The sequence below is a fragment of the uncultured Microbacterium sp. genome (assembly GCF_913776565.1).
GTDB lineage: Bacteria > Actinomycetota > Actinomycetes > Actinomycetales > Microbacteriaceae > Microbacterium.
In genome coordinates, this window is sequence record NZ_CAJYPF010000235.1 from 1 (window position 1) to 12,339 (window position 12,339).

The following is a 12,339-nucleotide window of genomic DNA, read 5'->3' on the forward strand; positions in this document are numbered from 1 at the left end:
GGTGCGACGTTCATCGTCGTGCTCGTGAGCGTCTCGCTCATGCTGCTGGCCGTCGATCCGGCCAAGGTCACCAAGACGGTCGACCGCCCGCTGCTCCTGCCCAAGGAAGCACCGGATGCCACGACCCCCGGCGCGGGTGCCGACGCTTCGGCTCCGTCGGAGAGCGCGGTTCCGCCGCGGTCCGACGACACGGGTAGCGCCCCGCGCTCCTGACCCCGTCCGCGAGGCCGGCGCGGCCCCGGGTGGTTGATCGCTGCGGGAACGACGCCCTCGCGTTGGAGCGGCTGCGTTCAGCGTTGGCGTTGGTGTTGGTGTTGGTGTTCGCGTCCAGCCATCCCTCGTCCCAATTTTGGCGATGTTTGTCCCACTTTTCGTGGCTCCGGGCGGTCTGAGGCCGCCAAAAGTGGGACATGGGGGTGCTGCCCGCGCCGCCGCTCGCCCCGCCGGGCGGTCTGGGGCCGCCAAGAGTGGGACATGGGGGTGCTGCCCGCCCCGCCGCTCACCCCGCGGGGCGGTCTGGGGCCGCCGAAAGTGGGACGTGGGGATGCCGCCCGCCCCGCGATTCGACCCGTCAGGCCCGCCGCGGGTCGATCATCGTCATCCCGGCCGGTGACGCCGTGTCCATCGTCGCCAGCATCGACGCCGCCTCGCCCAGCCCGACGACCTTCTCGATCAGCTCCTGCGGGCGCAGCGCCCCGCTCTCGATGAGCGACAGCATCTCGGGGTAGTCGACCGCGGCCATGCCGTGGCTGCCGAGCAGGTCGAGCTCCCACGCGATCACCCGTGCCATCGGCATCGACGTCATGCCGTCGTCCGTCGGCAGCAGGCCGATCTGCACGTGACGGCCGCGGCGACGCAGGCTCAGCACGGCGTCGCGCGCGGTCTGGGCGCTGCCCACGGCATCCACCGAGACATGGCTGCCGCCGCCGGTGATCTCGTGCACCGCGGCCGGGACGTCCGTGTCGCCGGCCCGCAGCGTGTGCTCCGCGCCCAGGCGGCGGGCCGCCTCGAGGGCGGCGGGCGTGCGGTCGACCACGATCACCCGTGCTCCGATGGCGACCCCGATCATCACGGCGCTCAGGCCGACGCCTCCGGCGCCGACGACCGTGATCCACTCGCCGGCCTGCACGCGCGCGCGGCCGGTCAGGGCGCGGTACGCGGTGGCGAAGCGGCATCCGAGGGCCGCCGCCGCCTCGAACGAGACGTCGTCGGGGATGCGCACGACGTTCGTGTCGGCCGCGCGCAGCACCACCCGCTCGGCGAAGCTGCCCCACTGCGTGAAGCCCGGCTGCTGCTGGTCGGGGCACACCTGCGCGTTCCCGCTGCGGCACCACTCGCAGGCTCCGCAGCCCATCACGAAGGGCACGGTGACGCGGTCTCCGACGCTCCAGCGCTCCACGCCGTCGCCGACCTCGACGATGACACCGGCCAGCTCGTGACCCGGGACGTGCGGCAGGGTGACGTCGTCGTGTCCCACCCAGGCGTGCCAGTCGCTCTTGCACAGACCCGTGGCGTGCACCTCGACCACGACGCCCCCGGCGGGGGCGGCGGGCTCGGCGACCTCGCGTACCTCAAGGGGTTCGGCCAGGGCGTCCATGATCATCGCGCGCATGGCATCCATTCTCCCGCCCGCACGGTCGCGTTCCCGCCTGACTGCGCGCGTGCGCTTCTCCCTGTCGAATGTCCGGAAGACCCGGGCGTCGCCGCGAAGTCGCCCGTCGGGCACTCGATCCCCCGGGCGCTCCGGCAGCGGCCCCGCCGCCCCGGCGGCGCCGCCCGGCCGCGCGCCGAGCCGACTACAGCGCGTCGACCACCCGCGAAGCCAGGCCCGCGTACGCGGCCGGCGTCAGGGCGAGCAGTCGCTGCTTGGCGTCGTCGCCGATGTCGAGACCGCGCACGAACTCGGCCAGCTCGGGCCCGCCGACGCGGCGTCCGCGCGTGAGGTCCTTCAGCAGGGCGTACGGGTCGGTGATCTGCGAGCGGCCCGCGGCGATCTCGGCGCGCACGACCGTCTGGATAGCCTCGGCGAGCACCTCCCAGTTCGCATCGAGGTCGGCGAGCAGCACGTCCTGGGCGAGCGAGATCTCGGTCAGGCCGCGCTGCAGGTTGTCGAGAGCGAGCAGCGAGTGGCCGAACGCGACGCCGATGTTGCGCTGCGTCGTGGAGTCGGTCAGGTCGCGCTGCAGGCGGCTGGTGACCAGGGTGGACGCCAAGGTGGTGAACAGTCCGCCGGCGATCTCGAGGTTGGCCTCGGCGTTCTCGAACCGGATCGGGTTGATCTTGTGCGGCATGGTCGACGACCCGGTGGCTCCCGCGACGGGGATCTGGGTGAAGTACCCGAGCGAGATGTACGTCCAGATGTCGGTGGCGAGGTTGTGCAGGATGCCGCCCGCGTGCCGCGCGCGGTCGTACAGCTCGACCTGCCAGTCGTGCGACTCGATCTGCGTGGTCACCTCGTTGAACCCCAGGCCCAGCGACTCGATGAACGCGCGCGTGAGCGCGGGCCAGTCGACGTCGGGCTCGGCGGCGACGTGCGCCGACCAGGTGCCGGTGGCGCCCGAGAACTTCGCGAGGTACTCCCCGGCATCCAGCTGACGGATGACGCGCTCGAGACGCCACGCGAAGACGCCGATCTCTTTGCCCATCGTGGTGGGCGTGGCGGGCTGACCGTGCGTGCGCGAGAGCATCGCGGCGTCGCGGTGCTGCACGGCGAGCTCGGCGAGGGCGGCCGTGACCGCGCGGAGCTTCGGCAGCCACACGCGCTCGACCGCGCGCTGCACGGTGAGGGCGTAGGCGGTCGAGTTGATGTCCTCGCTGGTGCATGCGAAGTGCGTCAGCTCGGCGAGGGCCGTGAGCCCCAGGGTGTCGAGGCGGTCGCGCACGAGGTACTCGACGGCCTTCACGTCGTGGCGGGTGACCGCCTCTTTCTCGGCCAGCCAGGCGATCTCGTCGGCGCCGAAGTCCTCGTACAGTGCGCGCAGCGCAGCACGATCGGCGTCCGAGACCGGCGACGTGCCGAACAGCGAGCGGTCGGTGAGGGCGAGCAGCCACTCGACCTCGACCTCGACGCGGGCGCGGTTCAGGCCCGCCTCCGACAGGTAGTCGCCGAGTGCGGACACGGCGCCGAAGTAGCGTCCGTCGAGAGGGCTGAGGGGCTGCGGAGGCAGAGCGGACACGGGTCTCCCGGGGGTCGCGCGAGCGGTCAGCCCGCGGAGCGGATGGCGGGCTCGAGCTGCCGGAACAGGGCGAGGCTGGCCCGTTCGATCATACCGAGCACCTCGTCGAACATCGGGGGGCCCGCGTAGTACGGGTCGGGGACATCGAGGGTCTCGGCATCCGGAAGGAAGGACTGCAGCAGCGCGATCTTGTCGGCGTCGTCGTCGTCGCGGGCCCAGCCGCGCAGCACCCGCTCGTGGCTGCGGTCCAGCGCGACGACCAGGTCGTTGCGCTCGAAGTCGACGTACTGGAACTGCCGGGCGCGATGCGCGGCGCCGTCGTAGCCGAGGCGGTCGAGGGCGGCGAGGGTGCGGTGGTCGGCGCGCTCTCCGACGTGCCAGTCCCCGGTGCCGGCCGAACTCGAGGCGACGCGACTGCCCAGCCCCGAGGTCTGCGCGATACGGCGGAACACCACATCGGCCATCGGCGACCGGCAGATGTTGCCGCTGCAGACGAACACGACGCGGAAGGGCGCGTCGGCACTCGCGGTCATCCCTCCATCATGGCGAGAAAGCGTCGCGTGCGCATCAGCCGCGTGCGCGCTCTTCGCGTCGAGGCCAGAGGATGCCGCCGAGCACGGCGTTGATGATGCCGATGAGCAGGGCCGCCACGACGGTCAGCCAGAACTCGCCCGTGCGCAGCCCCCAGTCCCAGGTGCCGGTGATCGCGGCCGTCAGCCACAGCAGGAAGCCGTTGATCACGAGCGAGATCAACCCGAGCGTGAGGAGGTACAGCGGGATGGCGACGATCTTCACGACCGTCCCGACGATGGAATTGACCAGGGCGAAGATCAGGCCCACCAGCAGCAGGGTAAGCAGCACCTGCAGCCCCTCGCCGGGTGCGAAGGGGATGAGGCGGACCTGCAGGGCGGGCAGCAGGGTGACGATCCAGATGGCGAAGGCGTTGACGGCGACGCGGACGACGAAGCGCATGGGCTCATCGTGGCATCCGTCCGCGTCGGAGCAGCGGGGTTGCGTAGAACCCCGTTGCTCCGCAGGGCTGGGGAGGAAGCCCGCCGAAGAGGGACTGACGCGCGCGCCCCGCCCCGGATTAGGCTCGCGGGGTGAGTGAAGAGCCGGTCCTGCCCCGTATCCGTCCCGAGATCGCCGCGCTGCCGGCCTACCGCCAGGGCAAGCAGGCCAGCCCCGACGCCTTCAAGCTGTCGAGCAACGAGAACCCCTTCGAGCCGCTGCCGGGCGTCCTCGACGCGGTGAACGCGGCAGGTGCTTTCAACAGATACCCGGATGCCACGGCCGCGCGCCTGCGCGAGCGTCTCGCCGCGCGCTACGGCGTCTCGCCCGATGAGGTGCACGTCGCCGCCGGCAGCGTCTCGATCCTCGCGCAGTTGCTGCTGGCCACCTCGGGCCCCGGCGACGAGGTCGTCTACGCGTGGCGCTCGTTCGAGGCGTACCCCTCCCTCGTCGCGGTCGCCGGGGCGACCAGCGTGCAGGTGCCCCTCACCGCCGACTTCCGCCACGACCTGCCGGCGATGGCGGACGCGGTGACCGACCGCACGCGTCTGGTGATCGTGTGCAGCCCGAACAACCCGACCGGGCCCACGGTCGGCTACGACGAGTTCGTCTCGTTCGTCGACCGGGTGCCGCGCGACGTGCTGATCGTCCTCGACGAGGCCTACGCCGAGTTCGTCACCGACCCCGCCTCGGTCGAGGGCGGTCGCGTGCGCGCGGTGCTGGCCCGGCCCAACGTGGTGGTGCTGCGCACCTTCTCGAAGGCGTACGGCCTGGCGGGTCTGCGCGTCGGGTACGCGATCGGGCACACGGGCGTCCTCGACCCCGCCCGCAGCACGGCCATCCCGCTGTCGGTCACGGCCGCGGGCGAGGCGGCGGCACTGGCGAGCCTGGATGCCGAGAGCGAGCTGCTGCACCGGGTCGCGGTCATCGCCGAGCGGCGCGATCGCCTGGTCGAACGTCTGCGCGAGACCGGGTGGGACATCCCCGACGCCCAGGGCAACTTCGTGTGGTTCGCCGCGGGCGAGCGCACGGCCGAGGTCGCGGCGGCGTTCGAAGAGGCGGGTCTCATCGTGCGTCCGTTCCCGGGGGACGGCATCCGCGTGTCCATCGGCGAGGAGGAGTCGCTGGACCGCGTCGTCGAGGTCGCGGCGACCACCGCCCCTCGCTGACCACCGGCTTTTGTCGATCCCGCACGCCGGATCGCGGCATCCATTGTGCACCTCATGCGGTCTCGCGCATGGGCCGCGCGTTAGCGTGGGTTCATGACCCCGCTCGACGACCCCGCTCTCGTGCGCGTTCTGGCAGCCGACGGCACGCTGGCCCCCACGCCTGCTGCCGAGCGCTACCTGCCGCTCATCGACGCCCTCACCGACGCCGAGCTCGAGACCTTCTACCGCGACATGGTCGCGATCCGCGCGTTCGACGTGCAGGCCACCAATCTGCAGCGCCAGGGGCAGCTGGCCCTGTGGCCGCCGTCCTTCGGGCAGGAGGCCGCGCAGGTCGGCTCCGCCCGGGCGGCCCGCGCGCAGGACCACATCTTCCCCTCGTACCGCGAGCACGTGGTCACGCGCATCCGCGGCGTCGACCCGCTCGACATCATCCGCCTGATGCGCGGACTCACCCACGGCGGGTGGGACCCGACCGACCCGAAGAACGGCAACACGCACATCTACACGCTCGTGCTCGGCGCGCAGACGCTGCATGCCACGGGTCTGGGCATGGGCCTGGTGTTCGACGGCAAGTGCGGCACGGGCGATCCCGAGCGCGACGAGGCCGTCATCGTCTACTACGGCGACGGCGCCTCGAGCCAGGGCGATGTGCACGAGGCGATGGTCTTCGCCGCGAGCTTTCAGACGCCCGAGGTCTTCTTCCTGCAGAACAACCAGTGGGCCATCTCGGTGCCCGTCGCCACGCAGTCGCGCTCGCCGCTGTACAAGCGCGGCGAGGGGTACGGCATCCCGAGCCTCCAGGTCGACGGCAACGACGTGCTCGCCAGCTTCGCCGTGTCCAAAGCGGCGCTCGACGAGGCCCGAGCCGGTGGTGGACCCCGCGCGATCGAGGCGATGACGTACCGCATGGGGGCGCACACCACCAGCGACGACCCCACGAAGTACCGCACGTCGGACGAAGAGAAGGCGTGGGCCGGTCGCGACCCGATCGCCCGCATGCGCGCGTACCTCGAGGGACGCGGCGCCTCGCAGCAGTTCTTCGACGACGCGGATGCCGAGGGCCGGGCGCTGGCGGACGACGTGCGCGTGCGCACGAACGAGCTCGGCTCGATCCCCCGCGCCCACATGTTCGACAGCGTCTACTCCGAGGCCCACGCCCTGATCGCCGAGGAGCAGCGCTGGCTCGACGACTACGAGGCGTCGATGGAAGGGGGCGCGCAGTGACCGAGAACTTCCCGATCAGCCGCGCGCTGAACGCGGGCCTGCGCCGTGCGCTCGAGACGAACGACCGCGTCCTGCTCATGGGCGAGGACATCGGTCCGCTCGGCGGCGTGTTCCGCGTCACCGAGGGGTTGCAGAAGGACTTCGGGCCGCGCCGCGTCATCGACTCGCCCCTGGCGGAGTCGGGCATCGTCGGCACCGCGATCGGTCTCGCGATGGGCGGGTTCCGGCCCGTGCTCGAGATCCAGTTCGACGGCTTCGTCTTCCCCGCCTTCGACCAGATCACCTCCCAGCTGGCGAAGATCACGAATCGCCACGAGGGCGCGGTGCAGATGCCCGTCGTCATCCGCATCCCCTACGGCGGCCACATCGGCGCGGTCGAGCACCATCAAGAGAGCCCCGAGGCGTACTTCACGCACACCGCGGGTCTGCGCGTGGTCAGCCCCTCGAACGCGAACGACGCGTACTGGATGATCCAGCAGGCCATCGACTCGCCCGACCCGGTCGTCTTCCTCGAGCCCAAGGCCAAGTACTGGCAGAAGGGCGAGGTCGACCTCGAAGCTCCCGCCCTCCCGCTGCACGCGAGCCGCATCGTCCGCCGCGGCACCGACGTGACCCTCGTCGGACACGGCGCGATGGTCACGACGCTGCTGCAGGCGGCGGCCCTGGCCGAGAGCGAGGGGACGAGCTGCGAGGTCATCGACCTGCGCTCGCTGTCGCCGGTCGACTACGGTCCGCTGCTGGACTCGGTGCGCCGCACCGGCCGCATGGTCTACGCGCAGGAGGCACCGGGCTTCACCTCGCTCGGCTCCGAGATCGCCGCGACCGTGATGGAGAAGGCGTTCTTCGCCCTCGAGGCGCCCGTCCTGCGGGTGTCGGGGTTCGACGTGCCCTTCCCGCCCGCGAAGCTCGAGGGCACGTACCTGCCCGACGCCGACCGCATCCTCGAGGCCGTCGACCGGTCCCTCGCGTACTGACCCGCTCTTCCTCTCCCCGCCATGAACCGCGAGACTGCACGCGGCTGACGAGGCGGTGACATTTCGTCACCGACTCGTCAGTGAGATGCTGTTTCGCGAGCAAAGGACACCATCGTGACCGAGCAGACCTTCGTCCTCCCCGACGTCGGAGAAGGCCTCACCGAGGCCGAGATCGTCCAGTGGCGCGTCGCCCCGGGCGACACCGTGGCCGTCAACGACGTGATCGTCGAGATCGAGACCGCCAAGTCGCTCGTCGAGCTGCCCTCGCCGTACGCGGGCACGGTCGGCGAGCTGCTGGCATCCGAGGGGGCCACCGTCGAGGTCGGCGCGCCCATCATCACGATCGGATCGGCGGATGCCGGGACCCCGGCCCCCGCGGAACCGGTGAGCGTGCCCGAGCCCAGCGACCCCGGCGGTGCCGTGCTGGTCGGGTACGGCACGGGCGGTGCGGTGTCGTCGCGGCGGCGCAAGCCCGCGGAGCGGCCCGTGAAGGCCTCGGTCGGGGTGGTCGCCAAGCCGCCGATCCGCAAGCTCGCGCGCGACCTTGGCGTGGAGCTGTCCGCCGTCACCCCGAGCGGCCCCGCCGGCGAGGTCACCCGCGACGACGTGGTCAAGCACGCCGAGCAGGCCAGCGTCTTCCGCAACATCGAGACGCCCGCGTGGGGTGAGGTGCGCGAGGAGACCATCACGGTCGCCGCTCCCGCCGCCCCCGCCCCTGTCGATGACTCCCGCGAGGAGTCCATTCCCGTCCGCGGCGTCCGTAAGGCGACCGCCAACGCGATGACCTCGAGCGCCTACTCGGCCCCGCACGTGTCGGTGTGGGTCGACGTCGACGCCTCGCGCACCATGGAGCTCGTCAAGCGCCTCAAGGCCTCGCCCGACTTCGCCGACGTCAAGATCTCGCCGCTGCTCATCATGGCGCGCGCGGTCATCTGGGCCCTGCGCCGCACGCCGATGATCAATGCCGCGTGGGTCGACACCGAGGACGGCGCGCAGATCTCGGTGCGCCACTACGTCAACCTCGGCATCGCCGCGGCGACCCCGCGCGGTCTGCTGGTGCCCAACATCAAGGACGCGCAGGCGATGAAGACGCGCGAGCTCGCTAAGGCCCTCGAACACCTCACCCTCACCGCGCGCGAGGGCAAGACCAGCCCCGCCGACCAGACCGGCGGCACCTTCACGATCACCAACATCGGCGTCTTCGGCGTGGATGCCGGGACCCCGATCATCAACCCCGGCGAAGCCGGCATCATCGCCCTCGGCGCGATCCGCCAGAAGCCGTGGGTCGTCGACGGCGAGGTGCGCCCCCGCTGGGTGACCACGGTGTCGGGCTCGTTCGATCACCGCGTGGTCGACGGAGACGGGATCTCGCGGTTCATCGCGGACGTGGCATCCGTGCTCGAGGAGCCGGCGCTGCTGCTGGACTGAGCCGGGGCGCGTAGCGTGAACCCCATGGATCGCGATGCCGAGAGCCCGGAGGAACGGGCTCTGCGCGCGCTCCGCGCCATCGACGAAGGCGCCGACATCTCGGCCGAGGCCCTCGCGCTGTCGAACGAGTTCACCGACCGCCACACCGCGAGGCTGACCGCGTGGTGGCGTCGGCGACGGCGGTCGTCGCGCACGACCGACCGCTGAGAGGGCGCGGAACGCGACGGCTCAGGCGAGCCGGTCGAGTCGTCGGCACAGCTCGGCGATGCCGTCCAACGTGCTCGAGAGGGCGATCAGAGCGTCCGCGTCCGCGCGGATCTCCTCGGCGGGGGGTTCGAAGACCGCACACCACCCGCCTCTCGGCTCGCGATCGATCACCACGACGCCTCCGTCGGCGAGGTTCAGGCGCACCGCGACGGGACCGGGTGACAGGTCGGGATCGACGAGGTCGACCGCCGTGCCGACCCCGTGGGGCCAGTGCTCCCGGACGTAGGACTCCACCACGCCTCGGACGCGGGCCTGCGTGCGAGACAGGGGATCGGCATCCCTCTCGTCAGCAACGTCCCCCTCGGGCCCGGGCGCCGGGGAGGAATCACGCGCGAAGACCGGCAGACAACGAATCGCGGCGCGAGCTGTCGTCTCGTCGTCGGATGCCGTGAGCGGCCGCATGTCGGAATCGAACGCGACGTACCCGTAGGCGTCCAGACCGACGTAGCCCGCGACCCTCTCACCGCAGCGGGCCATCCACACGGTCTCGCCGAGCCTGGTCCATTCGACCCTCATCGCGTCCGCCCTTCGTCTCGAGGTGATGAGTCGTCAGAGAGCGACGTCGAAGTGGCGCTGCACGTGGCGCCGCACGGCGTCGTGGACGTCGATGTCCTCGGGGTTGCGGAGCCACTGGGCGTGCAGGCCCTCGGCCAGTGCGAGGGTTTCGCGGGCGACCACGCGAGGCGGGGTGTCGGTGAGGGCGCGCCCCTCGACCTCGAGCTGCTCGAACGCGCGTTCCAGCTCGGTTGCCAGGGCGAGGAACCGGCGGGCGAAGTGGCTGTTCGCGGGGTGGTCGGCGCGGATCGCCTCGGCGGACAGGGCCGCGTGCAACCGGATCACGCGGGGCATCACGCTGTCGTCGCGCAGGATGGCGAGGATCCCGTGGATGGCGGCGACTCCCTCGCGGCCCCGCATGAAGGAATCGATGATGGCATCCGCCTGCTCGAGGACGGCGCGCAGGACTGCTTCTCTGGTCGGGAAGTGGTGGAGCACGCCCGCTCGGCTCACACCCACGCCGTCGGCGATCGCGCTCATCGACGAGCCGTCGAACCCGTGACGGGTGAATTCTTCGGCCGCGACATCGAGGATGCGTTGGCGTTGGGCTGCGGTCTTCGCGTACGGACCGCGGGGTGCGGTGAGGGGGGCGGTCATCTCGAGAGCATAACCCAAAACCTACACTGCTGAAGGTTTTCGCGGGAGCCCTCGCGCGGCCTCCCGTCGCTCACCGAGGATCCGGCAGGGACGGGCGCTCATCGACCGGCGTCGGCCGCGTCGGGATCAACACCGCCAGCACCAGCGCCACCACCGCCGCGCCGATGCCCAGCAGGAACGACACCTGGAACGCCTGCGACGTCGGCACGCGCGTCTCGCCGTCGCCGGTCGACAGGGTCGCGAGCACGACACCGACGATCGCCGCCGCGGTGCTCGTGCCGAGTGAACGGGCGAGGGCGTTGAGGCCGTTCGACGCGCCGGTCTCGCTGGGTGGGACGGCGCGCATGATCAGCATCGGCATGGCCGCATAGCCGAACCCGATGCCGAAGCCGATGAGGATGTTCGCCACGATGAAGTGCCAGACCTCGCTCGAGAACACCAGGCTGAACCCGTAGGCGACGATGAGCGAGATCGCGCCCGCGATGAGCAGGATGCGCGGACCGATCGTGCGCGCGAGCGTGCCCGAGATGGGCGAGAGCACCATCATCACCAGCCCCGACGGCATGACGACGAGGCTCGCGGCCAGCAGCGACAGTCCCAGCCCGACGCCCGTCGCCACCGGCAGCTCGAGCATCTGCGGATACGCGACGTTCGACGTGAACAACGCGAAACCCATGGCGATGGATGCCAGGTTGGTCAGCAGCACGGGGCGACGCGCCGCGACCCGCAGATCGAGCAGCGGGTTGTCGACGCGCAGCTCGAACCAGCCCCACAGCAGCAGCACGGCGACCCCGCCGATGGCGAGCGACAGGGTGAGCGGTGACGTCCAGCCCCACGTGTTGCCCCGGGACACCGCGAGCAGGATGCCGATCAGTCCGGCCGCGAGGCCCGCCGCGCCGACGTAGTCGAAGCGGCCGGCGGTGCGCAGCACGCTCACCGGCACGATCCAGAGGATCAGCGCGAACACGACCGCGCCGAGGGCGCCGGCGATCCAGAACAGCCAGTGCCAGTCGGTGTTCTCGGCGACCAGCGCGCTGACCGGGAGGCCGAGGGCTCCGCCGACGCCGAGGGTCGCGCTCATCAGGGCGATGGCGCTGTCGACCCGGTTCTCGTGGAGGACGTCGCGCATGATCGAGATGCCCAGCGGGACGACGCCGACGATCGCGCCCTGGAGGGTTCGGCCGACGATCATGCCGACGATGCCCGCCGACAGTGCGGCGACGACCGAGCCGAGGATCATCACGACCAGCAGCACGAGCACGATGCGACGCTTGCCGTACATGTCGCCGAGACGCCCCGCGATCGGGGTGATCACCGCCGCCGCCAGCAGCGTCGAGGTCACCACCCACGCGGTGTCGTCGCGCGACGCGTTCAGCAGCTGGGGGAGCTGCGACTGGATCGGCACCACGAGGGTGAACATGAACGACGAGCACAGCCCGGCCAGGGCGAGCACCGCGACGACCAGCCCCTGAGGGCTGTTCCGGGACAATCTCTTACGCGCGTTCTCATCCCGTGACATCGCTGTCCAGGCTACGCCCGCGCGGTGAGCCCCCGGGGCGGTGGACAGCGCGATCATCGCCGACGGCACGGCATCCGCCTCATCCGTGACCCCGCGTGACAGCCCGTTACCGGCCGTAACGCTCGGGTTTGGAGGCCTCGCGCGCGCATGCTGACGTGGACTCATGACTTCGCACCGCACCGCTCGCCTGGCCACGATCCTCGGCGCCTCCACCGCAGCCCTCGTCTTCGCGCTCACCGGATGCGCCGGGGGAGCGGGCTCATCCGACGACTCCTCGCGCATCGTCCTGGGTGCCGACGACGGCAACGAGGCGCACTGGACGGTGCTGAAGCAGAAGCTCGCCGACGAGGGCATCGACCTCGAGGTGCGCACCATCAACGACGGCGTGCAGCTCAACCAGGGCGTGCAGGACGGCGAGC

Annotated in this window: 12 protein-coding genes and 2 pseudogenes; 7 read left to right on the forward strand and 7 right to left on the reverse strand. The window is 71.2% G+C overall.

Annotated elements, in window-relative coordinates:
* Positions 1 to 213: pseudogene (locus QZ433_RS13080) on the forward strand (amino acid transporter); the annotation flags it as partial.
* Between the two features lie 358 nt (positions 214 to 571).
* Here QZ433_RS13080 and QZ433_RS13085 read toward each other — a convergent pair.
* From QZ433_RS13085 to QZ433_RS13100, 4 genes are all read right to left on the reverse strand, one after another.
* The gene (locus tag QZ433_RS13085; RefSeq protein WP_295784282.1) at positions 572 to 1,612 is read right to left on the reverse strand and encodes a zinc-dependent alcohol dehydrogenase family protein; all 1,041 of its coding nucleotides are present in this window, start codon (positions 1,610 to 1,612) and stop codon (positions 572 to 574) included.
* A gap of 184 nt (positions 1,613 to 1,796) precedes the next feature.
* Positions 1,797 to 3,176: an adenylosuccinate lyase gene (gene purB, locus QZ433_RS13090; RefSeq protein ID WP_295784285.1), complete on the reverse strand. Its 1,380-nt coding sequence runs from the start codon at positions 3,174 to 3,176 to the stop codon at positions 1,797 to 1,799.
* Positions 3,177 to 3,202: 26 nt separating this feature from the next.
* A complete protein-coding gene (locus tag QZ433_RS13095) occupies positions 3,203 to 3,709 on the reverse strand; it encodes a low molecular weight protein-tyrosine-phosphatase (RefSeq protein ID WP_116538012.1) in 507 nt (168 codons plus the stop codon).
* Between the two features lie 34 nt (positions 3,710 to 3,743).
* A complete protein-coding gene (locus QZ433_RS13100) occupies positions 3,744 to 4,148 on the reverse strand; it encodes a phage holin family protein (RefSeq protein WP_295784288.1) in 405 nt (134 codons plus the stop codon).
* 131 nt (positions 4,149 to 4,279) lie between these two features.
* On the opposite strand from QZ433_RS13100, the gene QZ433_RS13105 reads away from it, so the two are divergent.
* The 5 genes from QZ433_RS13105 (at position 4,280) to QZ433_RS13125 (ending at position 9,189) form a co-directional block, all read left to right on the forward strand.
* Entirely contained in the window at positions 4,280 to 5,356 is a 1,077-nt protein-coding gene (locus tag QZ433_RS13105) for a histidinol-phosphate transaminase (RefSeq protein ID WP_295784290.1), read from the forward strand.
* A gap of 93 nt (positions 5,357 to 5,449) precedes the next feature.
* Positions 5,450 to 6,580, forward strand: coding sequence for a thiamine pyrophosphate-dependent enzyme (locus tag QZ433_RS13110; RefSeq protein WP_295784291.1), 1,131 nt, complete (start codon positions 5,450 to 5,452; stop codon positions 6,578 to 6,580).
* Entirely contained in the window at positions 6,577 to 7,554 is a 978-nt protein-coding gene (locus QZ433_RS13115) for an alpha-ketoacid dehydrogenase subunit beta (RefSeq protein WP_295784295.1), read from the forward strand. Before QZ433_RS13110 ends, QZ433_RS13115 begins: the two co-directional genes overlap by 4 nt.
* A 114-nt stretch (positions 7,555 to 7,668) precedes the next feature.
* A complete protein-coding gene (locus QZ433_RS13120; RefSeq protein ID WP_295784296.1) occupies positions 7,669 to 8,982 on the forward strand; it encodes a dihydrolipoamide acetyltransferase family protein in 1,314 nt (437 codons plus the stop codon).
* 24 nt (positions 8,983 to 9,006) lie between these two features.
* Positions 9,007 to 9,189 carry a hypothetical protein gene (locus QZ433_RS13125; protein WP_295784298.1) on the forward strand — a complete coding sequence of 61 codons (183 nt, stop codon included), beginning with the start codon at positions 9,007 to 9,009 and terminating at the stop codon, positions 9,187 to 9,189.
* Between the two features lie 21 nt (positions 9,190 to 9,210).
* Here the strand turns inward: QZ433_RS13125 and QZ433_RS13130 are convergent, their stop codons facing one another.
* From QZ433_RS13130 to QZ433_RS13140, 3 genes are all read right to left on the reverse strand, one after another.
* A complete protein-coding gene (locus QZ433_RS13130) occupies positions 9,211 to 9,765 on the reverse strand; it encodes a hypothetical protein (RefSeq protein ID WP_295784300.1) in 555 nt (184 codons plus the stop codon).
* 33 nt (positions 9,766 to 9,798) lie between these two features.
* Entirely contained in the window at positions 9,799 to 10,401 is a 603-nt protein-coding gene (locus QZ433_RS13135; protein WP_295784301.1) for a TetR/AcrR family transcriptional regulator, read from the reverse strand.
* 70 nt (positions 10,402 to 10,471) lie between these two features.
* Complete coding sequence (locus QZ433_RS13140; protein ID WP_295784303.1) at positions 10,472 to 11,920, reverse strand: MFS transporter; 1,449 nt, start codon at positions 11,918 to 11,920, stop codon at positions 10,472 to 10,474.
* 163 nt (positions 11,921 to 12,083) lie between these two features.
* On the opposite strand from QZ433_RS13140, the pseudogene QZ433_RS13145 reads away from it, so the two are divergent.
* Positions 12,084 to 12,339: pseudogene (locus QZ433_RS13145) on the forward strand (ABC transporter); the annotation flags it as partial.